The organism is Variovorax paradoxus, assembly GCF_029919115.1.
GTDB lineage: Bacteria > Pseudomonadota > Gammaproteobacteria > Burkholderiales > Burkholderiaceae_C > Variovorax > Variovorax paradoxus_O.
Genome location: NZ_CP123990.1, coordinates 4,620,070 through 4,645,558, shown reverse-complemented (window position 1 = coordinate 4,645,558; position 25,489 = coordinate 4,620,070). Strand labels below are relative to the sequence as shown.

Here is a 25,489-nt window from a genome sequence, read left to right as displayed (position 1 = left end):
TGAATGAATGATCGGGCTACATCAGTGGTGTGGCTTCGCTCTTCTGCAAAGCCCACATCTGCGCATAGCGGCCCTGCCTGGCCAGCAACTCTGCATGCGTGCCGCGCTCGACGATCACGCCCGCTTCGAGCACCAGGATTTCGTGCGCATCGACCACCGTCGAGAGGCGGTGGGCAATGACCAGCGTGGTCTTGTCCTGTGCCGCGCTCTTGAGCTCGGACTGGATGGCGCGCTCGTTGGCGGAATCGAGCGCCGAGGTGGCCTCGTCGAAGATCACGATCGGCGGGTTCTTGAGCAGCGTGCGGGCAATGGCCACGCGCTGCTTTTCTCCGCCCGAAAGCTTGAGGCCGCGCTCGCCGACGGTGGTTTCGTAGCCCAGGGGCGTGGCCGAGATGAAGTCGTGAATGCGGGCTGCGCGCGCCGCGGCTTCCACTTCTTCACGCGTTGCGCCAGGGCGGCCGTAGGCGATGTTGTATTCCACGGTGTCATTGAACAGCACCGTGTCCTGCGGAACAATGCCGATGGCGCGGCGCACGCTCGACTGCTGCACCTCGCGGATGTCTTGCCCGCCGATGGTGATGCGGCCCTGCTGCACGTCGTAGAAGCGGTAGAGAAGGCGTGCCAGCGTGGACTTGCCCGAGCCTGAAGGGCCGACCACGGCCACCGTCTTGCCGGCGGGAATTTCGAAGCTCACGTGCTTCAGGATGGGGCGCGCGGGCTCGTAGGCAAAGCTGACGTCTTCGAAGCGGATGGTGGAGTCGACGCCCGCGAGCGGCTGCGCGCCGGGCGCGTCGCGCACCTCGCGCTCCTTTTCCATCAGCACGAACATCTTGTCCAGGTCGGTCAGGCTCTGCTTGATCTCGCGGTAGATCACGCCCAGAAAATTGAGCGGAATGTAGAGCTGGATCATGAAGGCGTTGACCATGACCAGGTCGCCCAGCGTCATGCGCCCTTCGACCACGCCAGAGGTGGCACGCCACAGCATCAGCACCAGGCTGGTCGCAATGATCAGCTGCTGGCCGGTGTTGAGCATGCTCAGCGTGCGCTGGCTCTTGATGGCGGCCTTGCGGTAGCGGTCCAGGCTGGCGTCGTAGCGACTGGCCTCGAACTCTTCGTTGTTGAAATACTTGACGGTTTCGTAGTTCAGCAGCGAATCGACCGCGCGGCTCTGGGCCATGGAGTCGAGCTCGTTCATGGTCTTGCGGAACTGGGTGCGCCACTCCGTGACCGTGACCGTGAAGGTGATGTACAGCACCAGCGCCGCGCCGGTAATCCACACAAAGAGCGAATCGAACTTCACGCCCAGGATGGTGAGCACCAGCACCAGCTCGATGATGGTCGGCACGATGCTGTAGAGCGACATCGAGATGAGCGAGTGCACGCCGCGCGTGCCGCGTTCGATGTCGCGCGTCATGCCGCCGGTCTGGCGCTCCAGGTGAAAGCGCAGGCTCAGCGAGTGCAGGTGGCCGAATACCTCCAGCGCAATCTGCCGGGCCGTGCCCTCGGTGGCCTTGGCAAAGATCAGCTCGCGCAGTTCGCCGAAGAGCGCGGTCGAAAAGCGCAGCAAACCGTAGGCCAGCAAAAGCCCGATGGGCACGATCAGGAGCGCCTGCGCCATGTCCGGCTTGGGCGTCATCGTGTCGATGAGGTTCTTGAGCAGAACCGGCACGCCCACATTGGCCACCTTGGCGCCCACCATGAAGGCAAGCGCGGCGATCACCCGCCATTTGTACTGCCAGAGGTAGGGAAAAAGCCGGCGCAGCGTGGCCCAGTCGGAGCGGTCGCTGCGCGCCGGGGGGTGCCCGGCGACGGGATGGGAGGAAGGGGGTAGGGCTTCGCCGCTGCGGCGCATGAGGGACAATCGTGGTTGCTTTGTTCTGCCTCAGATTGTGCCCATGTCCGATACTTCCAGCACCGCCGCCGCCGCAACCCTCAAAAGCCTGCCCACCGACATGGAGCTGGTGCTCAAGGTCATTCCCATGCCGGCGGACTGCAACGCCAATGGCGACATCTTCGGCGGCTGGGTCATGGCGCAGTGCGACCTGGCCGGCTCGGTCATTCCGGCGCGCTACGCCAAGGGACGCCAGGCCACGGTGGCGGTGAACGAGTTCATCTTCAAGCAGCCGGTGCGGCTGGGCGACATTCTCTCGTTCTATTCAAAGCTGGTTCGCGTCGGGCGCACCTCGGTCACGGTGACGGTCGAGGTGTTTGCCGAGCGCTTTCGGGCGCAGGGCGAGTACATCAAGGTGACGCAAGCCACGTTCACCTACGTGGCCATCGACGACAACGGCCGCCCCCGCCCGATAGAAAAGTAATCGGAGCCCGGGGGCCAAAGGCCCTCAGACCTTCGAAAAATCAGGCTTGCGCTTTTCCATGAACGCGCCGAAGGCTTCGCGCGCGGCCGGCTCGCGCAGCATGCGGCCGAAGCTCGCGCCCTCTTCGTCCATGCGCTCGAGCACGGCGGGCATTTGTGCTTTTTTCAGCAGCCGCTTGGTCTCGACCAGGGCACTCAGCGGCTTGGCCGCGAGCTTGCGGGCCTGCACCTGGGCAATGGCGTTGGCCTCAGTTGGCGGCACGATGCGGTTGACCAGGCCCACCTCGAGCGCAGCCTCGGCCATGAAGGGCTCGCCCAGCAGCAGTGCCTCGGCCGCGCGGTGGTAGCCCAGCATCTGCGGCACCAGCAGGCTGGAGGCCGCCTCGGGGCACAGGCCCAGGTTCACGAAAGGCATCGAAAACGCCGCGTTGTCGCCCGCGTAGACGAGGTCGCAGTGGAACAGCATGGTGGTGCCGATGCCCACGGCCGGGCCGCAGACGGACGCGACAACGGGCTTGGGAAAGGTGGCGATGCCGCGCAAGAAGCGGAACACGGGCGACTCCTTGCCCGCGGGCGGGGCATTCAGGAAGTCGCCGATGTCGTTGCCGGCGCTGAAAATGGTCGGGTCGCCCTGGATCAGCACGCAACGCACGGCCGCGTCGCTCTCGGCCGTGGCCAGTGCATCGGCCAGTTCGGCGTACATGCCGCTGGTGATGGAGTTCTTCTTGTCGACGCGGTTGAAGGTAACAGTCATCACACCGGCTTCGGTGTGGACGAGGATGTCGCTCATGGGAATGGTCCTTGAATAAAAACGGGTGGCGCCACGCTCAGGCGTCGAGGGCTTCTCGCACAAAATCCAGGCGGTCCTGGCCCCAGAACATCTGGTCGCCGACGAACATGGTGGGCGCGCCGAACACGCCGCGCTCCACGGCTTCTTGCGTGACGGCCTTCAGGCGATCCTTGACCTCCTGCGAACCGGCCAGCGCAAGCAAGGCAGTGGCGTCGAACCCCGCATTTTGAAGCACGGCGCCGACGACGGCCGGGTCATTCATGTTCTTGGGCTCGACCCACATGGCGTGAAAAATGGCGTCGACGTAGGCACCGAAGCGGTCCGGCTCCTTCATCTGGATGCCAGTGGCACCGCGCATGAGCAGCAGCGTGTTGATGGGGAAGTGCGGGTTGTGCACAAAGGGCACGCCGTAGCGCTTTGCAAAGCGCTGCAGGTCGATGGTCATGTACGGCGCCTTGGGCACCACTTCGGCCGGAGACCGGTTGCCGGTGGCCTGGAACACGCCGCCCAGGAGCATGGGTTTCCAGACGAGCTCGGCGCCGGTGTCGGCGCAGACGTGCGGCAGCTGGGTGGCGGCCAGGTAGGCGGCGGGGCTGCCGAAGTCGAAATAGAAATCTACGGATTTTTTCATTGGAGTCTCCTTGGGGGTGCGCTTGTTCGGGGCTCTTGTTCTTGGGGCTGTTGTTCGGCGCGCTGCTGTTCAGGGCGTGTGCAAAGGCCACCGGGTACTCCCCTCCGCGAATGTCCCCCGGGGCTGCGGGGCTGCGCCCCTCCTCCTTTATTTCGCTGCGCGGAGCACCCGATGCCCTGTGCACTGGGGCACGCTGCTGGTGTACCGCTGATCAACGACTGCTCTTTACAACGCACCCGCTGGCGGGGTGCCTTGCGCAGCGAAATAAAGGAGGAGGCCGCAGGCCGGGGGACGTCCCCCGGCCTGCGGGCTTCCGCCCCTCCTCCTTTGTTTCGCTGCGCAAGGCACCCCGCCAGCGGGAGCGTTGCACAGAGCAGTGGTTGATCAGCGGTACACCACGAGCGTGCCCAGGTGCACAGGGCATCGGGTGCTCCCCGCAGCGAAACAAAGGAGGAGGGGCGGAAGCCCGCAGGCCGGGGGACATTCGCGGAGAAAGGCACCCCGTCGGCGGGTGCGCGCCCTGAATGAGCCATCGAACGCACACCACAAAACACCAACATCAAAACTTCTCCGACCATGGCCGCAGATCAAGCTCATGCGTCCATGCATCACGCGGCTGCGAATGCAGCATCCAGTAGCTGTCCGCAATGTGCTCGGGGTTCAGGATGCCGTCGCTCTCCTTCAGCGCATAACGCTCGGGAAAATTGGTGCGGATGAACTCGGTGTCGATGGCGCCGTCGACCACCACATGCGCGACGTGAATGCCCTGCGGCCCGAGCTCGCGGGCCATCGACTGGGCCAACGCACGCAAAGCCATTTTTGCGCCCGAGAAGGCGCCGAAGTTCGCGGCGCCCCGCAGCGATGCGGTGGCGCCTGTGAAGATGATCGTGCCGCGATGCCCGCCTTTCGGGAGTTCGCGCGCCACCATGCGCTTTGCAACCTCGCGCCCGTTGAGAAAGCCCGAGAAGCAGGCCATCTCCCATACCTTGAAATACTTGCGCGCGGTTTCTGTCAGGATGCTCTCGGGCACGTTGGCACCGATGTTGAACACCATCACCTCGATGGGGCCGATGGTCGATTCGATCTGTTCGACCAAGGCGACCACTTCTTCTTCCTTGCGAGCATCGCAGCCGAACGCATGGGCGCGGCCGCCGTCGGCTTCGATCTGCTCAACCAGCGGCTGCAGCTTGTCGAGGCTGCGGCGCGTCACGCAGGCGGCATAGCCTTCGCGCGCGAAGCGGCGGGCAATGGCGCCTCCGGTGGCGTCGCCGGCTCCAACGATGAGTGCGGTCTTTTGCATGGGCGTTCTCTCGCTATTCCTTGTAGTAGACGATCTGGTTCGACGTGGCGAGCAGCACGCCCTTCTCGCTCCACAGATGTGCCGCCTGGTCGAAAAAGCCGTTGAAGAACTGCTGCCCCACCGCGCGGCCCAAGAGGTAGCCCGAGCCGACCTCGGCCAGTTGCTCCGGCCCGGCATGGAAGTAGGTGGTGATCGACACCGTGCCCGCCGGCACATGCTTGGCGCGGCGCAGCCACACGCGCGGATAGAACATGTCGCTCATCGCGGCCAGCGAGCAGAAGTCGAGCGGCCGCTCCTCGGCATCGCGCAGCCAGAGCCGGCTTTCGCTGTGCTGCAGGCTGCTGTCCCACTTCGCGGGAATGCCGCCGCTGATCGGGCGCATCTCGTAGCGATCCAGCCAGGCCACGCCGGCGGGGCCGATGCTGAAGCGCTTGACCGCCTCTGGCGGCGGCACCTCGGGCATCGGCATGTCGCTTTCGCCCCAGGTTTCGCGCCGTGCAGCCGTGACCACCGTGGCCGTGGTCGTCATGTTCGGCGCGCCGCCCACAACCGGCTGGGTGATCTGCACCGTCCAGTGTTGCGTCGAGCGGTTGGTGCGCACCGGTGTGGCCTGCACGTCGAACGGGCCGGCCTCGAGCGCCGCGGCAAAGTTGACGGTCAGCGCGAGCGGCGTGCCCAGCAGGTCCGGGTGCCGCAGCACCGACTGCAGCGCAACGGCCGCCGTGGCGCCGCCGAAGGGCCCGACCATGTTCCAGTAGTCGGGGCTGGTGGCGCCGGTGAAATGACCGGCGCGAATGTCGCTGTGCTCCAGCGCCAGGGCTTTGTCGAAGGGATGCGTGATCATGGTGATTTGCAGTGTGCCTCCGATGCGTGGCGTCACGCAGTCGTGTGCGGGACGCCGGGTTGCTGCACCGCGGTAAGTGCGGCCAGGCGGTGCAGCTTGTCGACGGTGCTCGGCCAGAGGCTGCTCTTGAACTGTTCGCGGAAAAAGCCGAAATGGCCGATGCGCCGCGCCTGCACATCGGCGGGCGCAATGCGTTCGACGGCGCGTGGCGCGCCCGCATAGAAGCTCACCAGGCTTTCGGTGCCGGCCAGCGTCATGAGTTCATCGTCCGTCATCGACAGTGCGAGCACCGGAAAGCGCACTCGCCCGTAGCTCTGCAACGCGCTTTCGCCTTCGGCGCCAACGCTGTAGCGCGGATGAAGGCACCAGCGGCGCCACTGCAGGATGACCCCGCGCGGCAGGTCACCCACCTTCTTGAGCTTGCGGCCCGGAAAGTAGCCGCACAGCCGCGTGACCAGCGGCACCAGCACAAACCAGAAATAGAGAATGCTGCGCTTGAGCTTGGGCGCGTTCTCGCGCCAGTAGCCGCTGCCCGCGGCGATGCTGACGAGGCCGTCGACCTGCTCCGGCCGCTGCAGGAAGCCCGGCAATTGCGCACCGAGGCTGTGGCCCAGAAGATAGAGCGGCTGCTTCGGCAGCGCGGCCTTTGCGGCGCCGATGACGGCTTCGTAGTCGCGCGCCCAATCGAACAGATCGGCCTCGAAGCCGCGCAGCGAGGCGCCGTTGTGCGAATCGCCCGAGCCGCGATAGTCGAAGGTCCACACCTGCAGGCCCTGCTGCGCAAGCCACTGCGCAAAGGGCTCGTAGAACGACTGGCGCACGCCCATGGCACCGCCGATGACGATGCTGGCACGCGGTTGGCCGGCCGGCTCGTAGCGGCGTACGGCCACCTGCACGCCGTTGTCGATCCGTAGTTGTTGTGCCTGCATCGCTTGTCTCCTTCTCGTTGATCGATCACCGCCCCGCGACGTAGCGAGCGGGATGAGATGCAAGGCGCGGGTCGCGGGAAACCGGAGCGACCTTCAAGGTCGTGAGGATTTCCCGACGGGCCCCGCAACGCCGCAGATCGCCCGCGCAGCAGCCGCCCTACACGCGCTCGAAGATGCCGGCGGCGCCCTGCCCCATGCCTACGCACATCGTGACCATGCCGTACTTCAGGTTCTCGCGGCGCAGCGCGTGCACCACGGTCGCCGCGCGAATCGCGCCGGTCGCACCGAGCGGGTGGCCGAGTGCGATCGCGCCGCCCATCGGGTTGACTTTGCTTGGATCGAGCCCCAGCGTGTTGATGACTGCGAGCGACTGCGCGGCGAATGCTTCATTGAGTTCGAACCAGTCGATGTCCTCATGCTTGAGGCCTGCGTAGCGCAACGCCGCCGGAATCGCCTCGATCGGGCCGATGCCCATGATGTGCGGCGGCACGCCCTTGCTTGCAAAGCTCACGAAGCGGGCAAGCGGCGTGAGGCCGTATTGCTTCACGGCCTTCTCGCTTGCGAGGATGAGGGCGCCAGCGCCGTCCGACGTCTGCGAGCTGTTGCCCGCGGTGACGGTGCCGCGCGCGGCAAACACGGTGCGCAGCTTGGCCAGGCCTTCAAGGCTGGTGTCCGGGCGCGCACCTTCGTCGAGGTTCACCGTGCGGGTCTTCGCAATCGATTCGCCAGACTCGAGGTTCGGCGTGCGATCGGTCACTTCGATGGGCGTGATCTCGTCCGCGAACTTGCCGGCCTTCTGCGCGGCCAGTGCCTTCTGGTGCGAGGCGAGCGCGAACTCGTCCTGCGCCTCGCGGCTCACCTTCCACTGCTGCGCGACTTTCTCGGCCGTCAGGCCCATGCCGTAGGCGATGCCCACGTCGCCTTCGCGCTCGAAGATCGAGGGCGAGAGCGACGGAGAGTTGCCCATCATCGGCACCATGCTCATGCTTTCGACACCGGCGGCGATCATCACGTCGGCCTCACCGACGCGGATGCGGTCCGCGGCCATCTGCACTGCAGAGAGGCCCGAAGCGCAGAAGCGGTTCACTGTGATGCCGCCGATACTGGTGGGAAGACCCGCCAGTACGGCGCCGATGCGCGCGACGTTCAGGCCCTGCTGCGATTCCGGGATCGCGCATCCGCAGATGATGTCTTCAATGGCCTTGGGGTCGAGGCCGGGCACGGCGGCGAGTGCGGCCTTGAGGGTGGTCGCGAGCAGGTCGTCGGGACGGTAGTTGCGGAAGTAGCCGCGGTGCGACTTGCCGATGGGGGTGCGGGTAGCGGAGACGATGTAGGCGTCTTGGATTTGTTTCATGGATAGCTCCTGGATTTGGCTCCTTCCCCCTCTGGGGGAAGGTTGGGATGCTGGGATGGGGGCAAGCGGCCGTCAATTCATCAAGTCGATTGATGACCGCCTGCAACACCCCTTCAAAATTGACAAACGGGTCGTTCGACCCGAAGCGCAAGACCTCGAAACCTTGGGCACGCAAAAAAGCGTCGCGTCGCCCGTCGTAGCCTTCCTGTGTCTGATGCTGCGATCCGTCGAGCTCGACAATCAGTTTCGGATCGAGACAGGCGAAGTCGGTGATGTAATTTCCGAGCGGATGCTGCCGGCGAAACTTCACTCCCAATTGCTCGCTGCGCAGACCACTCCAGAGCTTTCGTTCGGAGTCGGTCATCTCGCGCCGAAGAGCGCGAGCATTCTTTTGCGCGTTGGGAGTGGATTGGTTTTGCATAGGCCGATGCCCCCATCCCAACCTTCCCCCAGAGGGGGAAGGAGGAAGAGGAAAGCTCGTCAGTTCCGCACCGGCTTCCCCGTGCTCAGCATCCCCATGATCCGCTCCTGCGTCTTCGGATGCACGATCAGCGAGCAGAACGCCTTGCGTTCCAGCGTCATCAGGTATTCCTCGGTCACGAGCGATCCTGCGTCCACGTCGCCGCCGGTCACCACGTTGGCGATCAGGCTGGCAATGTGGAAGTCGTGCGCGCTGATGAAGCCGCCGTCGCGCATGTTCACGAGTTGTCCCTTGATCGTCGCGGCGCCGCTTCGGCCCGCCACGCGGAAGGTGCGGCGCAGCGGCGGGCGGTAGCCGGCGTCGGCCATGGCCTTGGCCTGCTGCAGCGCCACGTAAAGCAGTTCGTCCTTATTCGGCACGATCACGTCGCTGTCGAGCAGGTAGCCGAGCTTCTTCGAATCGAGAGCGCCCGTGCCCACCTTCGCCATCGCCGCGGCGGTGAAGCCTTCGGTGAGGAACGGCAGCAGGTCGGTGCCCGTGGAGGCCGCTGCGTTCTCGGCCGCGCGGCGCGCAATGTAGGTCAGGCCGCCCGCACCGGGTATCAGGCCCACGCCCACTTCGACCAGGCCGATATAGCTTTCCATCGCCGCCACGCGCTTCGACGAATACACGGCCAGCTCGCAGCCGCCGCCCAGCGCCATGCCGCGCACCGCGGAGACCACCGGCACGTTGGCGTAACGGATCTTGAGCATCACGTTCTGCAGCTCTTCCTCCGCGCCTTCGACCGCGCCGATGCCCGCGACCACGAAGGCCGGCAGCATTGCCTGCAGGTCGGCGCCGACCGAGAACATCTCGTCGGGCGACCAGATGACCAGGCCCTTGTATTCAGCCTCGGCCAAGTCGACTGCCGCGCCCAGCGCCTCGGCCACGTCGGGGCTGATGGCGTGCATCTTCGAATGGATGCTGGCGATGAGCACTTCACCGTCCAGCGTCCACACGCGCACATCGCCTTCGTCGCTGATGGTGGTGCCGGCCGTGTTGGCGTCGGCCGCGTTCGCGCCGAGCACGCTCTCGGGGAACAGCTGGCGGTCATGCACCGGCAGCTTGCGCTGCGGCACGAACTTGCCTTGCGATGCGCTCCACGAGCCTTCAGGCGTATGAACGCCGCCGGCCTCGGCCACCGGGCCTTCGAACACCCACTTGGGCAGCGGTGCTGTGCTCAGCGCCTTGCCGGCGTCGATGTCTTCCTGCACCCACTTGGCAACCTGCGCCCAGCCGGCTTCCTGCCAGAGTTCGAACGGGCCCTGCTTCATGCCGAAGCCCCAGCGCATCGCAAAGTCGATGTCGCGTGCGCTCTCTGCAATGGTTTCCAGGTGCACCGCCGCATAGTGGAAGCTGTCGCGCAGAATGGCCCAGAGGAACTGTCCTTGCGGCCCTTCGCTCTCGCGCAACAGCTTCAGGCGCTCGCCCGCGGGCTTCTTGAGCATGCGGCCATACACCTCGTCGGCCTTGGCGCCTGCGGGCACATACTCGCCGCTCTTCAGGTCGAAGCGCAGGATGTCGCGGCCCACCTTCTTGAAAAATCCGGCCTTGGTTTTCTGGCCGAGGTTGCCCAGTTCGAGCAGCTTGGCAAGCACCGGCGGCGTCGAGAAGTTGGCGTAGAACGGATCGGTCTCCGCGTTCAGGTTGTCCTGCAGCGTCTTGACGACGTGGGCCATGGTGTCCAGGCCCACCACGTCGGCGGTGCGGAACGTTCCCGAGCTCGCGCGGCCCAGCTTCTTGCCCGTGAGGTCGTCCACCACGTCAGGCGTGAGGCCGAACTTTTCCACTTCTTTCAGCGTGGCCAGCATGCCGGCAATGCCGACGCGGTTGGCAATGAAGTTGGGCGTGTCGTGCGCGCGCACCACGCCCTTGCCCAGCGTGCTGGTGACGAAAGCCTCGAGGTCGTCGAGCACCTTCGGTTCCGTGGTGGGCGTGTTGATCAGCTCCACAAGGAACATGTAGCGCGGCGGGTTGAAGAAGTGAATGCCGCAGAAGCGCGGCTTCAGGGCTTCGGGCAGCGCTTCGCTCAGCTTGGTGATCGAGAGGCCCGAGGTATTCGAGGCCAGGATCGAATGCTTGGCCACGTGCGGCGCGATCTTCTTGTAGAGATCGAGCTTCCAGTCCATGCGCTCGGCAATGGCCTCGATGATGAGGTCGCACTCGCCGAGCTTGGCCAGGTCGTCTTCATAGTTGGCCTGCTCGATGAGCACCGCATCGGCCACGTCGCCGAGCGGCGCGGGCTTGAGCTTCTTGAGGTTGTCGATGGCGCGCGTGACGATGCCGTTCTTCGGGCCTTCTTTGGCAGGCAGATCGAACAGTACGACCGGAACGCGCACGTTGACGAGGTGGGCCGCGATCTGCGCGCCCATCACGCCGGCGCCGAGCACGGCGACCTTCTTCACTTGAAATCGGGACATGTTGATTGGTATTTCTTGGATTGAAAGTGCGGCGGCTTACTGGACACGGTTCCAGGTTTGAGTGCGCCAGAACGGGCCGAGGTATCCGCGCACCTCGAGCTTCTTGCCGCCGTCGATGGGCGTGAAGCTCGCGCGGTATTCCTTGCCGTTCTCGGGGTCGAGGATCTTTCCGCCTTCCCAGACGTCTTTCCCCTCGGCCTTCTTGCCGCCACGGATGATTTCGAGGCCGGCAATGGGCTTGCCCTTGCGGTCATCGGTGCATTCGTCGCAGATCGCGTCGGACTTGGTGTCTTTCTTCAGCGACTTCTCGATGCGGCCGATGAGCGCGCCGCCGGCCTCGCCGATGCGGATCTCGGCCTTGACCTCGCCGGTCTTGTCGTCGACGTTGCGCCACAGGCCCACCGGAGTGCTCTGCGCCATGGCCGTGGCAGAAATGGCAGCAAGGACGATGGCTGCAAGCGTCGTTTTCATGAGCGGCTCCGATTGAACGATCTCAACGTAGATGGGCGGCCTCAGGCCAGCGCCGCTTCCGTGTCCATCAGCACCTTGCTGCCGGCGCGCGCCGTGCGCATCAGCGTTGCCGTCTCCGGGAACAGCTTGGCAAAGTAGAAGCGCGCCGTCTGCAGCTTTGCGACGTAGAAGGGATCGGTGTTGCCGGCAGCAATTTCGCGCAGTGCCACCTGTGCCATGCGGGCGAACAGGTAGCCGAAGACGAAGTGGCCGGCCACGCGCAGGTAGTCCACGGCGGCAGCGCCCACTTCGTCGGGGTTCTGGAAGCCCTTGAAGCCGATTTCGGTCGTGAACTTGGTGAGCTGGTCGCCAAGGCCCGCAATCGGGTTGATGAACTCGGCCATCTTTTCGTTCACACCTTCTTCGTCGACCAGCTTCGCAACCAGTTTGCCGAACTTCTTGAGCGACGCGCCGTTGTTGCCCAGCACCTTGCGGCCCAGCAGGTCGAGCGACTGGATGGTGTTGGTGCCTTCATAGATCATGTTGATGCGGTTGTCCCGCACGAACTGCTCCATGCCCCATTCCTTGATGAAGCCGTGGCCGCCGAACACCTGCATGCACGCGTTGGTCGCGATGTGGCCGTTGTCGGTGATGAAGGCCTTGACGATGGGCGTGAGCAGCGCCACCAGCTCGCCCGAGTCCTTGCGCACCTTCTCGTCGGGATGGTGGTGCTCCTTGTCGAGCAGCAGCGTGCAGAAGATCTGCAGCGCGCGGCCGCCTTCGGCATACGCCTTGGCGGTGAGCAGCATCTTGCGCACGTCGGGGTGCACGATGATCGGGTCGGCTTCCTTGTCCTTGGCCTTCACGCCCGAGAGCGAGCGCATCTGCGTGCGGTCCTTGGCATAGGCCAGGGCGTTCTGGTAGGCCACTTCGGTCAGGCCCAGCGACTGGTTGCCCACGCCCAGGCGGGCGGCGTTCATCATCACGAACATGGCCTGCAGGCCTTTGTTCGGCTCGCCCACCAGCGAACCGGTGGCGCCTTCGATCACGATCTGCGCGGTGGCGTTGCCGTGAATGCCCATCTTGTGCTCCAGGCCGGCGCAGAAGATCGGGTTGCGCTCGCCGAGCGAACCGTCGGCCTTGACCTTGTACTTGGGCACCACGAACAGGCTGATGCCCTTGCTGCCCTTGGGCGCATCGGGCAGGCGGGCCAGCACCAGGTGGATGATGTTGTCGGCCATGTCGTGCTCGCCGGCCGAGATGAATATCTTGCTGCCGGTGATGCGGTAGCTGCCGTCGGGCTGCGGCTCGGCCTTGGTGCGAAGCAGGCCCAGGTCGGTGCCGCAATGGGGTTCGGTCAGGCACATGGTGCCCGTCCACTCACCGCTCGTGAGCTTGGGCAGGTAGGTCTTCTTCTGCTCTTCGGTGCCGTGGGCCACCAGCGCCTCGTAGGCACCATGCGAAAGGCCCGGGTACATGGTCCAGGCCTGGTTGGCGCTGTTGAGCATTTCGAACAGGCATTGGTTCACCACGAAGGGCAGGCCCTGGCCGCCGAAGGCCGGGTCGCACGACAGCGCAGGCCAGCCGCCTTCGACGTACTTGGCGTAGGCGTCCTTGAAGCCCTTCGGCGTCTTCACTTCATGCGTGGTCTTGTCGAGCGTGCAGCCCTCTTCGTCGCCGCTGATGTTGAGCGGGAAGGTGACTTCGGCCGCGAACTTGCCAGCCTCTTCGATCACCGCGTTGATGGTGTCGGCATCGGTCTCGGCATGGGCCGGAAGCGCCTTGAGTTCATCAGCGACGTTGAGCATTTCGTGCAGCACGAACTGCATGTCGCGTACGGGCGGGTTGTAGGTAGGCATCCGGGACTCTCCTGGTCGAAACTTGGATAAAAGGAAAAAGGAAAACGAAAAAAAGCGGGACTGCTCAGCGCACGGGCTTGAGCCGGCGGGCAGCAGGTTTTGCGGCTGCAGGCTGGGCTGCAGGCGGCGCATCGGGCGTGGCGCTGCGCGCGAGGATGTTGTCGAAGCCGGTGTTCGCGCGGCCGATGGAGCCCGGCACCTGCAAAAAGCGTGCTTCGTAGTGCAGCGCGAGGATCAGGCCGTGGATTTCGAAGGCAACCTGCCGCTCGTCGGCGTCGGCGCGCAGATGGCCTTCGCTCTTCGATTGCACGATGGCGCGCAGAACGGCCGCCTGCCAGATGCTGACCGACTCCACGAGCGCATCGCGCACCGGGCCGGGGCGGTCGTCGAATTCGGAGGCGCCGCTGATGTAGATGCAGCCGGAATCGATCTCGGCCGAGGTGCGCTTCATCCAGTTGGCAAACATGGCGCGCAGGCGCGGCAGGCCGCGGGGCGCCTCGAGCGCCGGAAAAAACACCTCTTGCTCGAAACGTGCGTGATACTCGCGCACCACCGAGATCTGCAGTTCCTCGCGCGAACCGAAGTGGGCGAACACGCCCGACTTGCTCATCTTGGTGATTTCGGCCACGGCGCCGATCGACAGGCCCTCGAGCCCGATCTGCGCAGCCAGCGCCAGCGCCGCGTCGACGATGACGGCCTTGGTCTGCTGGCCCTTCTGGGCGGCGCGGACCGGCTTGGCGGGAACGGCATTGACAGACATCGTGGAAGCTCCGAATAAAACGAACGGTCGTTCTATTTTGCAGGGGCTTTCCGCTTTTCGATGTCAATGCCCTTCCGCGGTTGAAGGTTAATCGATGGGATCGGGACCGTCGCCGGCCCCGCCCCGATCAGAACTCCTGAGCAACCGGCCGCAGCACCACCTCATTGATGTCCACGTCCGCGGGCTGCTCCACCGCATAGACCACAGCGCGGGCCACGGAGTCGGCGGGGATCTGGTTGGCCTCGTAGAAAGCCTTTACGCCGGCCGCGCTTTCAGCGTCGGTGCTGCCGAACTTCAGTTCCGAATCGACAGCGCCGGGCGACACGATGGTCACGCGCACGCCGCTGTTGCCCATTTCCACGCGCAGCCCCTCGGAGATGGCGCGCACGGCGTGCTTGGTTGCGCTGTACACGGTGCCGATGGGCGTGAACACCTTCAGCCCGGCAATGGAGGCGACGTTGACGATGTGGCCGCTGCCCTGGGCCTGCATGCGCGGCAGCACCGCGGCAATGCCGTAGAGCACGCCCTTGATGTTGACGTCGATGGTGCGGTCCCACTCGTCGACCTTGAGCTTGTCGATGGGCGACAGCGGCATCACGCCCGCATTGTTGACCAGCACGTCGATGCGGCCGAAGGCCTCGACGGTTGCGGCCGCGAGCTTGTCCAGGTCGGCGCGCCGGGCCACGTCGGTGGCAACGGCAATGGCTTCGCCGCCCGCCTCGCGGATTTCGGCGACCACCTTGTCGAGCCGGTCGGTGCGGCGCGCCGCAAGCACCACCTTGGCGCCGCGCGCCGCCAGATGGCGGGCGGTCGATTCGCCGAGCCCGCTGCTCGCGCCGGTGACGATGGCAACCTTGCCGCGGATGTTGTCTTGAACGGATGTCATGGAAGTTCCTTTCGGGGGTGATGAAGAAAAACAGGAAGTGCACGCAGTGTGGAAAATCCATGCATTCCCGTAAATGAAACTCTTGCGACTTCAGAATTCCTGAAAATGGAATACTCCTTCTTCCGCCTCTCTTGAAAGCGCCACCATGGCCAACCGCCTCGAAGCCCTGCGCGTGTTCTGCACCGCCGCGGATGCCGCCAACTTCCGCGAGGCGGCCGTGCGCCTGTCGGTGTCGCCCCAGGTGGTGACGCGCGCGGTGCGCGAGCTCGAAGAAGAACTGGGCGAGCCGCTGTTCCACCGCAGCACGCGCGGCGTGCAACTCACCGATTTCGGCCGGCAGCTTGCGGAGCGCGCCCGCGTGGCGGTGGGCGGCGTGGACGAGCTGTTTCACCAGATCGACCGGCGCACGCTGTCCCGCCATGCGGGCACGGTGCGGGTCACGGCGCCGCACATGTATGCGCGGCTCATTCCGCAGGCGCTGGCGCCGCTGCTGGCGGCCCACCCGGGGCTGGTGCTCGACCTGCGCCTGTCCGAGCAGCATGCCGACGTGGTCGACGAGCAGATCGACATCGGCATCCGCGTGGGGCCGATGCGTGATGCGCGCTTTGTGGCGCGCACCGTCGGGAAAATGCCGCTGCATGTGGTGGGCGCACCGGCACTCATCGAAAGGGTCGGCACGCCGCAAAGCCTCGATGCGCTTTCGGCGCTGCCGCTCACCGCGCTGATCGACCTGAGCTCGGGCCGCCCCTGGCCGTGGGCTTTCAGCAAGCGGCGCATCGTCACTGTGACGTCGCCGGCCTTCGTGACTGACGACATCGATGCCGAATGTGCCGCCGTGCTGGCCGGCGTCGGCTTCGGCCAGCTCATCGCGCCGCTGGCGGAACCCTGGCTGCAAACGGGTGCGCTCGTGGCCGTGCTGGAGGCCGATGCACCGGAGCCATGGCCGATCAACGTCTACCGCCCTCAGCGCGCCCCGGTGCCGGCGCGCGTGCGGCTGGTGTACGACGAGCTGATCCGGGTGCTGCGCTGAGGCCTCAGCCTCCGCGGCGCGTCAGTCGTATTTCTGGCCGATGCGCATCAGCTCCGGCGTGCCGATCACGTCGTTGAGCGCGTCGAAGTCCAGCATCTGCGGCCGCCACGGCTGCGTGGTGCGGTGCCGGTGCAGGCTGGCGTAGTAGCCCTGCAGGGTGTGCGCCACCGCGCGCGCCGTGCCGCCCGGAAAGATCGCGATGCGAAAGCCGTGCTTCTGCAGCGCGTCCGCATCCTGGATCGGCGTCTTGCCGCCTTCGACCATGTTGGCGAGCAGCGGCACACGGCCAGCGAAGCGCTGGCAGGCCGCGTCCATCTGCTCGGGCGAGCGCAGCGCCTCGATGAAGAGCGCATCCACGCCGCAGGCGAGGTACGCCTCGGCGCGGTCGAGCGCGGCCTCCAGCCCTTCGACCGCCACCGCATCGGTGCGCGCGAGGATCAGCGTGTCGCTCGAGGTGCGCGCGTCGAGTGCGGCCTTGAGCTTGCCGACCATCTCGCGCTCGGGCACCACGGCCTTGCCATCGAGATGGCCGCAGCGCTTGGGAAAGGTCTGGTCCTCGATCTGCACCATCGCCGCGCCCGCGCGCTCGAAGCCGCGCACCGTGCGCTGTGTGTTGAGCGCGTTGCCGAAGCCGGTGTCGGCATCGACGATCACCGGCAGGCTCACGCGCTCGGTGATGCGAGCGAGCGTATCGGCCACCTCGGTGAAGGTGGTCAGGCCCACGTCGGAGCGGCCCAGCCGGGTGTAGGCGATGGAGGCGCCCGAGAGGTACAGCGCCTCGAAGCCGGCCTGCTCGGCCACCAATGCGCTGAGCGCGTCATACACGCCGGGTGCGAGCACGATGTCGTTGCGCGCGAGCCGGGTCTTGAAGGAGGGGTTCGTCATCTGGACGCTTTCGTCGAATGGATCAATGCGGCGGCAGTGCGCGCCGCGATGTAGCCGCCGGCCACGGCGCTCAAGAGGCCGTTGCCGGAGAGATAGCCCCACACCGCGTCACCCGACACGCCGCCCGCCGCGCCGCCGGCCGCAAGCAGGTTGGCGAAGGGCGTGCCGTTGTGGTGCAGCACGCGCATGTCGGGCGCGGTGTCGAGGCCGCCTTGGGTGTGGAAAAGAGCGCCCGTGACCTTCACCGCGAAGTACGGTGCATCGAGTGCGCGTGCGAACACGCGGCCGTCGGACAGGGGCTCGTTGCCGCGCATGGCGTCAAGCGTGGCCCGCAGAACGGTTTGCTCGCAGCCGATGCAATCCGCCAGCGCAGCCACCGATTCGCAGCGGCGCAGCGCACCTGCAGCTTCGGCATCACAGAAGTCGGGAAAGCCGCGCGCCAATGCGAGCAGCGGCGTATCGAACACGTTCCACGCAATGCCGCCCGGCTGCGCGAGCACATGCACCGCGGCCTCCGAGTAGCCCTGCGTCTCGTCGTGGAAGCGCCGGCCGTCGGAGTTGATCTGCACGCCACCCTCCATCATCACGGCCCATGACATCAGCGCCCCTTGCGGCGTGACCCACGAGCCATGGCCCTGGTAGCCGCGGAGGTCGCGCAGCCGCGCGCCGAGCGATTCGCCCCAGAGGATCGCGCTGCCGTCGTTGCCGGCGTGCCCGCCGAAGGTGGCTTCGGCCATTTCGGGCAGCAGCGCGCGCACCATCTGCGCGTTGCCGCCGAAGCCGTTGCAGGCGAGCAGCAGCGCGTCGCAGGCCAGCGTTTCGCGGCTGCCGTCGGGCCTTGTGTAGTCGATGCCGAGCACGCGGTCTTCGGCATCGAGCACCAGCGTATCGACCAGCGCCTCCGTCAGCACGGGAATGCCCGCTGCCTCTACCGCCGACTGCAACGCGGCCATCAGCGCGGCACCGGTCTTCTGCGGCAGCGCGTGCATGCGATGCACGCTGTGCCCCGGATAGAGAAAGCCGTCCAGCAGCATCCACTGCAGCCCGTGCCGCTCCTGCAGCGCGTCGAGCGCCGGACCGATGGACCTTGCATAGGCGTCGACCAGCGCGGGCGCCGCGCGTCCGTGCGCCTTGGCCTGGATGTCGGCGGCAAAGCGCTCGGCACTGTCGCCCTGCGCACCGTGCGCGCGCTGCGTGCGGGTGCCGGGCGCGGGAATGAAACCCGAGGACAGCGCGGTCGATCCGCTCGGCAGCGCATCGCGCTCCAGCACCACGCACTCCACGCCCGCATCGGCCAGCATCAGCGCGGCCGTGAGTCCGCAGGCGCCGCCGCCGACGATGGCGACCGGTACGTGCGCATCAGCCTCCAGCCTTGCCACGCGGCGGATGAGGCGCGTGGGGCCTGCAGTCATGCGAGCGATGCGGCGAAAGCCGCGCAGTCCATCACCTCGGCCACATTGCGCATGTCGGCCAGCGAGGTCTGGTGGCGCTCTTCGCCGAAGGCCGCGCAGCCGTCGGCAAGCACCAGCGTGCGGTAGTCGCGCATGTGCGCATCGCGCACCGTGCTCGCGACGCCGCCATTGGTGACGATGCCGCAGACCGCCACGGTGTCGATGCCCGCGCGGCGCAGCACCCAGTCGAGCTGCGTGTTGAAGAAGGCCGAGTACGCGACCTTGCTCACCGTGACGTCGATGAGCCCGGCCAGCGCATCGACATTCGCCTGGCCCCAGCTGCCGGGTGCGAAGTCGCCCTTCTTCAGGTACGGGCGCAGCGCCTTCAGGTGCGGCGAGACCATCGGTTCGCCGTTGGCATCGGGCCACAGCGTGAACTGGCTCGCGACGACAAGGCCGCCCACCGCCTTGAGCGCACGCGCCACTGCGGCCACGCGCGCCGGCAAAAGCAGAGCCGGCGGGTTGGTGTCGCCGCCGCGCGAATAGGCGCCCTTGGCATCCAGAAAGTCGTTCTGCAGGTCGATGATGACCAGCGCCGTCTTCGACGCAATGGGTTTCGCCGTTTCGCTCATGACAGCCTCACCAGCAGGTTGCCGTGCGCATCGACCTCGGCGTTGAAGCCGGGTTCGAGCCACACGGTGGTGTCGGCCTGTTCGAGGATTGCAGGCCCTTCGATGCGCGCGGCCACCGGCAGGTCGAGCCGCGCATAGCGCACGGCCTCGTGCCACTGGCCGTGGTGGAACACGCGCTGGGTGCCCAGCGGCGCGGTGCTGCCCTCCCTTTCGGGCGCGAGCACCTTCAGGTCGAACTTGGGCCGCACGCCGATGCGCGCATAGCGCAGGTTCATCACGCGCACAGGGATGCCTTCGAGCACACGGCCGAATGCGGCGGTGTAGCTGGCCTCGAATGCGGCGCGGATCGATGCCGCCGTGAGCGGCGCCTTGCCCGCATCGGCGAGCACCACGGGCAGCGTGTGCGTCTGGCCTGCGTAGAGCATGTCGAGCGCGATCACCTCGCGCACTTCGTCGAAGCGCACGCCCGAGGAGTCGAGGCGTTGCTGGCAGCTTGCCGCCAGTTCGTCGATGCGGCGCTGCACATCGCCCACGTCGAGTTCGGTCAGCGGCTTGTTGAGCGTCTGCACCGCGTCGTGGCGCATGTCCGCCATCACGCAGCCCAGTGCCGAGGTCACGCCGGGGTAGCGCGGCACAATGCCCGTTGCCACGCCCACCTCGCGCATCATGGCGCACACATGCAGCGCGCCGCCGCCGCCGAAGGGCATGTAGGCGAAGCGGCGCGGGTCGTGGCCGCGTTCGATGGAAACAAGACGGATGGCACCCGCCATGCGCGCATTGGCCACCGTGAGAACCGCTTCGGCCGCGGCATGCACATCCAGGCCCAGCGGCCGTGCGACGTGTTCCTCGATGGCCTGGCGCGACTTCTCCGCATCCAGCGCCGCGAGCAAACCACCGCCCAGCGGCCGGTCCGCCGCGATGCGCCCGAGCAGCACGTTCGCATCCGTCACGGTCGGACGCATGTTGCCGCGTCCGTAGCATGCCGGCCCCGGCACGCTGCCGGCCGACTCGGGCCCCACCTGCAGCATGCCGCTCGCATCGACCGAAGCGATGGAGCCGCCGCCTGCGCCGATGGTCTCGATCTGGATCATCGGCGAGCGGATCACCATGCCGAACTCGATGGCGGTCTGCGCGGCCAGCGCGGCCTCGCCGTTTGCGACCAGCGACACATCGAACGAGGTGCCGCCCATGTCGCCGGTGATCGCGTTCGGAAAGCCCGCCGCGCGCGCAATGGCCGCGCAGGCAATCACGCCGGCCGCGGGGCCCGACAGGGCCGTGCGCACCGGCAGGTCGCTTGCGGTCTGGCGCGACATCACGCCGCCGTTGCTCTGCACCACCAGCAATTCACCCGCGAAGCCTTGGCTGCGCAGGTCGGACTCGAGCCGCTCCAGGTAGCTGCCCACCACCGGCTGCAGCGCCGCGTTGAGCGTGGCGGTCGAGCAGCGCTCGAACTCGCGGATCTCGGGCAGCACTTCGCAGGCCGAAGTGACGTGCGGGTTGGGCCACAGCTCGCGCACTGCCGCGACGGCAAGGCGCTCGTTCTCGGGGTTGGCGTAGGTGTTGATGAAGAACACGCACACGGCTTCGCAGCCGGCCTCGAGCAGCGAACGCGCCTGGGCACGCACCTGTTCGAGATCGACCGCGGTGTGCAGCGTGCCGTCGGCCAGCACGCGCTCGTCCACCTCGCGGCGCAGGTCGCGCGGCACCACGGGCGTGAAGCTGCCGCGAAGGCCCCAGGTCTCGGGGCGGTCGCGGCGGCGCATCTCCAGCACGTCGCGAAAACCGCGCGTGGTGATGATGCCGGTGCGCGCCACCTTGCGTTCGAGCAGCGCATTGGTGCCGACCGTGGTGCCGTGCACGATGGTTGCAATGGCCGCGGCCGAATCGGCCACGCGCGCCACGCCGTTCATGAAGCCGCGCGCTTCCTCGCCGCGCGTGGAGGGCACCTTCACGATGCGCGCCGTGCCGTTGGCCTCGTCGAGCACGAAGAGGTCGGTGAAGGTGCCGCCGACATCGACGCCGACGACAAGGGATTTACCGGTGGAAGTCATTCGGACGCTTTCTTGTCGCTGCTGCCGGCATTGGCTCCGGCTTGGGTGCCGGTGGTCACATAGCCCATCGCGCTGTCGGCCTGGCGCTCGGGCGCGGTCCGCCCGGCCGCATGGCCCCAGCCGCCACCGCCCGGCGTTTCGAGCCGCACGCGCTCGCCGCGCGCAAGCTGGATGCCGCGCATCTTCGAGACCATGGGCGGCGTGTGCCACTCGCCGGCGTTCTCGTAGCTGAACCTGTTGACCGCACCCTCGCCTCCGCCGGCAATGCCCTTGGGCGGCGAGGTGCCGCGCTCGCCGAAGACGAACACCTCGGCGTCTTTCTCCAGCAGTTCAATTTCGTACACGGCGCCAAGGCCGCCGCGGTGCCGGCCGTCGCCGCCCGAATCGGCACGCAGCGACCATTCGGTAAAGCGCACCGGGTACGCGGCTTCGAGAATCTCGAGCGGCGGAATCGTCGCGGTGGAGATTGGCGCGTTGCCGTGCGAGAGCCCGTCGCCGCCCGAGTGGCCGCCATGGCCGCCGCCGAAGAAGCTGAACATGACCCAGCGCTGGCCTTCGCGCCCCTTGTCGCTGCGGTGGCCGGCTATCGACAGCGCGTTGATCGTGCCGTAGGCCTGCGCCACCGCGCGCGTCGGGTCGGCCTGCGCCGCGGCGCTGAAGATCACGTCGATCATGCGCAGGATGGTTTCGGTGTAGCCACCGACCGGGCGCGGGCGCTCGCAGCTGATCACCAGCTTGTCGGGAATGTCGAAGTCCACCGCGTCGAGCACGCCGGCATTGGCGGGCACATCGGGGAACAGGTGCTTCAGCGCGACGTAGCAGGCGGCCACCGCGGTGGCGCGCGAGATGTTCACCGGCCCCGCGCATTGCGGCGAGGTGCGCGAGAAGTCGAGCAGCAGCCGGTCGCCGGCAACCGTCATGTCGAGCGCGATGGTGAGCGGCTCGTTGGTGATGCCGTCGTTGTCCAGCACGTCCTCGAAGCTGTAGCGCCCGTCGGGCAGCGAAGCGATGTGCGAGCGCATGAGGCGCAGCGCTCGGCCGCGCAGCTCGCCCAGCGCGTTCAGCACCAGGTCGTCGCCGTATTCGTCCAGCAGGCCGTGCAGGCGCTTCTCGCCGAGCTCGAGCGCCGCGAGCTGGCCGTTCAGGTCGCCCCAGAGGCTGTCGGGCAGGCGCGTGTTGGCCTGCAATATAGCGAGCACGTCGGCATCGAGCACGCCGCCGCGCACGATGCGCACGGGCGGAATCTGCACCGCCTCCTGCCAGCACTCGGTGGCCGCCGGGTTGTAGTTGCCGGGCACCGCGCCGCCCACGTCGTGCCAGTGCGCGGCCGAGGCCATGTGGCAGTAGAGCTTGCCGTTGCGAAAGAACGGCTTGACCAGCTTGAAGTCGTTGGCGTGCGTGCCGCCGTCGTACGCGTCGTTGCTGATCCAGATGTCGCCGTCCTTCATCCCTCCGCGCGGCTCGGCCGCCTTCACGGTGGCGCGCACCGCAAAGGCCATGGCGCCCACGAACACCGGCAGGCCCGACTTGCCCTGCACCAGCGTGTCGCCGCTTGCCGCGTCGTACAGGCCGTGGCAGGCGTCGTGCGCCTCGGCAATGATGGGGTTGAACGCGCTGCGGTAGAGCGTGGCGTCCATCTCGTCGGCCACCTGCTCGAGGCGGCCGCGCAGCACGGCGAGCGTGACCGGGTCGAGGGTGCCCGTGGGGGAAGAAGGTTCAGGCATTGCTTGCTTTCTGGATAAGCGTGGCGCCGGCGCGCTGGCGCAATTGATTCATCAGTCCGCCGGCGCGGACCATGTCCATGAGGAAATCCGGCACGGGCTCGCATGCCAGCCGCGTACCCCGGGACGAAACGACCGTGGGAGCCGCGATGTCGAGCGCGACGCGTTCTCCATCGACCAGCGATTCGGCTTCGGCACAGGTCAACAGCAGCAGGCCGACATTGAACGCATTGCGAAAGTAGAGCCCGCTGTATGACGGTGCGATCACCGCCGCAACGCCCAGTTGCACGAGCACGGCCGCGGCCTGCTCGCGCGAGGAGCCGATGCCGAAGTTGGGGCCGGCCACGATCACGTCGCCCGGTTGCACCTGGCTCGCGAAATCGGGGCGGATGGCCTCCAGGCAATGCTTGGCGATGATGTCGATGCCGTGCTTCATCGCGTGGCCGGGCGCGAGCGCGTCGGTGTCGATGTCGGCGCCCAGGCGCCACACCCGGTGCAGGGCCTGGTCTTTCATGCGAGCACCTCGCGCGGGTCGGTCACGAAGCCGCGCAATGCGGCCGCCGCCACCGTGTAGGGTGAGCCCAGGTAGACCTGCGCGGTCGGCGAGCCCATGCGGCCCTTGAAGTTGCGCGCGGTGGTGGAGATGACGGTGACGTCGTCGCCCATCGGGTCGCCGTAGCCGGAGCAAGCGCCGCACGCGGTGGGGAACAGCTCGGCGCCCGCATCCATCAACACCTGCAGCACGCCCTCTTCACGCGCCTGTTCCTGGTCGCGAATGCTCGCGGGCGCCACGATCAGGCGAATGCCGCTCGCGACCTTGTGCCCGCGCAGCACCTGCGCGGCGGCGCGCAGGTCGTCGAGCTTGGCGCCGGTGCAGGCGCCGATGTAGGCCACATCGACCGGCGTTCCCGCGTAACGGCTCACGCCGTGCGCATTGGCCGGGCTGTGCGGCGCGGCCACGTAGGGCTCGAGCGTGGAGGCATCGAAGCGATGGTCGGTGAGTGCGGCATCTTCGTCGGTAAACCACGGCGCCATGTCGACAGCCGGCGCGCCGGCGCCAGCCAGAAACTTGGCTGTGGTCGCATCGGGCGCAATCAATCCGGCCTGCGCCCCCAGCTCGGCGCTCATGTTCGAGAGCGTCATGCGCTCCTGCATCGACAGCGCGGTAACCGCCGGCCCCGCGAACTCGACCGCCTGGTAGCGCCCGCCGTTCATGCCGAAGCGGCCGATCATGTGCAGCATCATGTCCTTGGCGGTCACGCCGGCGGGCAGTGCGCCGTCCCACCACATGCGGATGGTCTCGGGCACGCGCAGCCAGATCTCGCCGGTCACCATCACGCCCAGCATCTCGGTGCTGCCGATGCCGAACATGTAGGCACCGAACGCGCCTCCGGTGGGCGAGTGCGAATCGCCGCCCACGCACAGCATGCCGGGGCGGATGTGGCCGTGCTGCGGCACCACCACGTGGCAGATGCCCTGGCTGTCGTACACATGCGGCAGCTGCTGGTCGCGCGCCCAGTCGCGCGCAATGCGCACGATGCGGCGCGAGTCGTCGTCGCGCTCAGGCACGTAGTGGTCCATGACCAGCACCACGCGCGAGCGGTCCCAGATCTGCGCGCCCAGCTCCTCGAGCATGGGTTGGAGGCGCCGCGGGCCCGATGAGTCGTGGAACATCGCCAGGTCGACGCCGCAGGTGACGATCTCGCCCACCGACACCCGCTCGCGTCCGCTCGCGCGTGCGATGAGCTTCTGCGCCAGCGTCTGGGCCGGCGCGCGGGTTGGAGCCGTCGACGTCATTCCGGCTTGGCTCCCGAGAACTTGACCACCTGGGCCCAGCGCGTGATTTCGCTCTGCACGAAGACGGAGAACTGCTCGGTCGAGTTGCCGACGGGAATCGCGCCTTCGGTTTCCAGGCGCTGTCGCATGTCGGCCTGCTGCAGCGCGTTGCGCGCGGCATCGCCGATCTGCCTGACCCGCTCGGCAGGCATGTGGGCCGGCCCGAAGAGCCCGAACCATGCGCTCGACTCATAGCCCGGCAGTGCCTCGGCAATCGCCGGCACGCTGGGAAAGGCCGGCAGCCGCTTGGCCGTGGTGACGCCCAGCGCCTTGAGCTTGCCGGCCTGGATGTGCGCCTTGACGTTGCCCACGGCCGCGAACATCAGCTGCACCTGGCCCGCGAGCACGTCCTGCACCGCGGGCGAGGTGCCCTTGTAGGGAATGTTCACGATGTCCACGCCTGACTGCATCTTGAAGGCCTCGCCTGCCATGTGGAGCGACGAGCCCACCGCGCCGATCGCGAAGTTCAGCTGCCCCGGCTTGGCCTTGGCGAGCGCGATGAGCTCGCGCACGTCCTTGGCGGGCACCGACGGGTGTGCCACGAGGATCGAGGGCGAAGTGGCCACGCAGGTGAGCGCAGTGAAGTCCTTCACCGGGTCGAAGGGAAGCGTCGGGTAGAGCGTGGCGTTGATCGCGTGGCTGGTGAAGCTCATGAGCAGCGTGTTGCCGTCCGGCGCGGCCTTGGCCACAGCATCGGCGGCGATGTTGCCGCCCGCGCCGGGCCGGTTCTCGACGATGACCGTTCGGCCGAGTGCCGGCCCCATGCTCACGGCGAGCGAGCGCGCAAGCGTGTCGGTCGAGCCGCCCGCGGGCGCGCCCACGAGGATGCGTACCGGCGCATTGCCGATCTGCGCAAAGGCGCCGCCGGCCCATGCCGCGGCCAGCGACGAGAGGAGGATGTCGCGTCTTTTCATGTGTTGTGTCTCCGAGGAAATCGGGGGTGTTT

General features: G+C 66.9%; 22 protein-coding genes and 1 pseudogene. 2 read left to right on the top strand and 21 right to left on the bottom strand.

Features of this window, described 5'->3' with window-relative positions; translation table 11 throughout:
• Positions 1-16 precede the first annotated feature (16 nt).
• Positions 17-1,852: an ABCB family ABC transporter ATP-binding protein/permease gene (locus QHG62_RS22320; RefSeq protein ID WP_281151772.1), complete on the bottom strand. Its 1,836-nt coding sequence runs from the start codon at positions 1,850-1,852 to the stop codon at positions 17-19.
• A 43-nt stretch (positions 1,853-1,895) separates the two neighbouring features.
• Here QHG62_RS22320 and QHG62_RS22315 point away from each other — a divergent pair, with 43 nt between their 5' ends.
• Entirely contained in the window at positions 1,896-2,315 is a 420-nt protein-coding gene (locus QHG62_RS22315; protein ID WP_281147825.1) for an acyl-CoA thioesterase, read from the top strand.
• A gap of 24 nt (positions 2,316-2,339) precedes the next feature.
• Here QHG62_RS22315 and QHG62_RS22310 read toward each other — a convergent pair whose 3' ends face one another.
• The 12 genes and pseudogenes from QHG62_RS22310 to QHG62_RS22255 all read right to left on the bottom strand — a co-directional run bounded on the left by QHG62_RS22310 (position 2,340) and on the right by QHG62_RS22255 (position 14,997).
• Entirely contained in the window at positions 2,340-3,104 is a 765-nt protein-coding gene (locus QHG62_RS22310; RefSeq protein ID WP_281147824.1) for an enoyl-CoA hydratase, read from the bottom strand.
• 37 nt (positions 3,105-3,141) lie between these two features.
• On the bottom strand, positions 3,142-3,735 hold the full coding sequence (locus QHG62_RS22305) for a 2-hydroxychromene-2-carboxylate isomerase (RefSeq protein WP_281147823.1): 594 nt from the start codon (positions 3,733-3,735) through the stop codon (positions 3,142-3,144).
• Between the two features lie 559 nt (positions 3,736-4,294).
• Positions 4,295-5,035: an SDR family oxidoreductase gene (locus QHG62_RS22300; RefSeq protein ID WP_281147822.1), complete on the bottom strand. Its 741-nt coding sequence runs from the start codon at positions 5,033-5,035 to the stop codon at positions 4,295-4,297.
• Between the two features lie 13 nt (positions 5,036-5,048).
• The gene (locus QHG62_RS22295) at positions 5,049-5,879 is read right to left on the bottom strand and encodes an acyl-CoA thioesterase (protein WP_281147821.1); all 831 of its coding nucleotides are present in this window, start codon (positions 5,877-5,879) and stop codon (positions 5,049-5,051) included.
• Between the two features lie 32 nt (positions 5,880-5,911).
• Positions 5,912-6,808 carry an alpha/beta hydrolase family protein gene (locus QHG62_RS22290; protein WP_281147820.1) on the bottom strand — a complete coding sequence of 299 codons (897 nt, stop codon included), beginning with the start codon at positions 6,806-6,808 and terminating at the stop codon, positions 5,912-5,914.
• Between the two features lie 157 nt (positions 6,809-6,965).
• Positions 6,966-8,162: an acetyl-CoA C-acyltransferase gene (locus QHG62_RS22285; protein ID WP_281147819.1), complete on the bottom strand. Its 1,197-nt coding sequence runs from the start codon at positions 8,160-8,162 to the stop codon at positions 6,966-6,968.
• A gap of 142 nt (positions 8,163-8,304) precedes the next feature.
• Positions 8,305-8,526: pseudogene (locus QHG62_RS22280) on the bottom strand (DUF559 domain-containing protein); the annotation flags it as partial.
• A 116-nt stretch (positions 8,527-8,642) separates the two neighbouring features.
• Positions 8,643-11,042 carry a 3-hydroxyacyl-CoA dehydrogenase/enoyl-CoA hydratase family protein gene (locus QHG62_RS22275; RefSeq protein WP_281147818.1) on the bottom strand — a complete coding sequence of 800 codons (2,400 nt, stop codon included), beginning with the start codon at positions 11,040-11,042 and terminating at the stop codon, positions 8,643-8,645.
• A 36-nt stretch (positions 11,043-11,078) separates the two neighbouring features.
• Positions 11,079-11,513 carry a DUF2147 domain-containing protein gene (locus QHG62_RS22270; protein WP_281147817.1) on the bottom strand — a complete coding sequence of 145 codons (435 nt, stop codon included), beginning with the start codon at positions 11,511-11,513 and terminating at the stop codon, positions 11,079-11,081.
• A 41-nt stretch (positions 11,514-11,554) separates the two neighbouring features.
• Positions 11,555-13,351, bottom strand: coding sequence for an acyl-CoA dehydrogenase C-terminal domain-containing protein (locus QHG62_RS22265; RefSeq protein WP_281147816.1), 1,797 nt, complete (start codon positions 13,349-13,351; stop codon positions 11,555-11,557).
• Positions 13,352-13,415: 64 nt separating this feature from the next.
• Positions 13,416-14,111, bottom strand: coding sequence for a TetR/AcrR family transcriptional regulator (locus QHG62_RS22260; protein WP_281147815.1), 696 nt, complete (start codon positions 14,109-14,111; stop codon positions 13,416-13,418).
• 127 nt (positions 14,112-14,238) lie between these two features.
• On the bottom strand, positions 14,239-14,997 hold the full coding sequence (locus tag QHG62_RS22255; protein WP_281147814.1) for an SDR family oxidoreductase: 759 nt from the start codon (positions 14,995-14,997) through the stop codon (positions 14,239-14,241).
• 145 nt (positions 14,998-15,142) lie between these two features.
• On the opposite strand from QHG62_RS22255, the gene QHG62_RS22250 reads away from it, so the two are divergent.
• Positions 15,143-16,027, top strand: a complete 885-nt coding sequence (locus tag QHG62_RS22250; protein ID WP_281147813.1) for a LysR family transcriptional regulator — start codon at positions 15,143-15,145, stop codon at positions 16,025-16,027.
• 21 nt (positions 16,028-16,048) lie between these two features.
• Here the strand turns inward: QHG62_RS22250 and QHG62_RS22245 are convergent, their stop codons facing one another.
• The 8 genes from QHG62_RS22245 to QHG62_RS22210 are packed head-to-tail and all read right to left on the bottom strand — an operon-like array spanning position 16,049 to position 25,457.
• The gene (locus tag QHG62_RS22245; protein ID WP_281147812.1) at positions 16,049-16,912 is read right to left on the bottom strand and encodes an isocitrate lyase/PEP mutase family protein; all 864 of its coding nucleotides are present in this window, start codon (positions 16,910-16,912) and stop codon (positions 16,049-16,051) included.
• Entirely contained in the window at positions 16,909-18,324 is a 1,416-nt protein-coding gene (locus QHG62_RS22240) for an FAD-dependent oxidoreductase (RefSeq protein ID WP_281147811.1), read from the bottom strand. The genes QHG62_RS22245 and QHG62_RS22240 overlap by 4 nt, the downstream gene beginning before the upstream one ends.
• A complete protein-coding gene (locus QHG62_RS22235) occupies positions 18,321-18,935 on the bottom strand; it encodes a cysteine hydrolase family protein (RefSeq protein WP_281147810.1) in 615 nt (204 codons plus the stop codon). The genes QHG62_RS22240 and QHG62_RS22235 overlap by 4 nt, the downstream gene beginning before the upstream one ends.
• A complete protein-coding gene (locus QHG62_RS22230; protein WP_281147809.1) occupies positions 18,932-20,986 on the bottom strand; it encodes a hydantoinase/oxoprolinase family protein in 2,055 nt (684 codons plus the stop codon). Before QHG62_RS22230 ends, QHG62_RS22235 begins: the two co-directional genes overlap by 4 nt.
• Complete coding sequence (locus tag QHG62_RS22225; RefSeq protein ID WP_281147808.1) at positions 20,983-22,710, bottom strand: hydantoinase B/oxoprolinase family protein; 1,728 nt, start codon at positions 22,708-22,710, stop codon at positions 20,983-20,985. Before QHG62_RS22225 ends, QHG62_RS22230 begins: the two co-directional genes overlap by 4 nt.
• Complete coding sequence (locus QHG62_RS22220; protein WP_281147807.1) at positions 22,703-23,221, bottom strand: 3-isopropylmalate dehydratase; 519 nt, start codon at positions 23,219-23,221, stop codon at positions 22,703-22,705. The genes QHG62_RS22225 and QHG62_RS22220 overlap by 8 nt, the downstream gene beginning before the upstream one ends.
• Positions 23,218-24,504, bottom strand: coding sequence for a 3-isopropylmalate dehydratase large subunit (locus QHG62_RS22215; RefSeq protein WP_281147806.1), 1,287 nt, complete (start codon positions 24,502-24,504; stop codon positions 23,218-23,220). The genes QHG62_RS22220 and QHG62_RS22215 overlap by 4 nt, the downstream gene beginning before the upstream one ends.
• Positions 24,501-25,457: a tripartite tricarboxylate transporter substrate binding protein gene (locus QHG62_RS22210; protein ID WP_281147805.1), complete on the bottom strand. Its 957-nt coding sequence runs from the start codon at positions 25,455-25,457 to the stop codon at positions 24,501-24,503. Before QHG62_RS22210 ends, QHG62_RS22215 begins: the two co-directional genes overlap by 4 nt.
• Between the last annotated feature and the right edge of the window lie 32 nt (positions 25,458-25,489).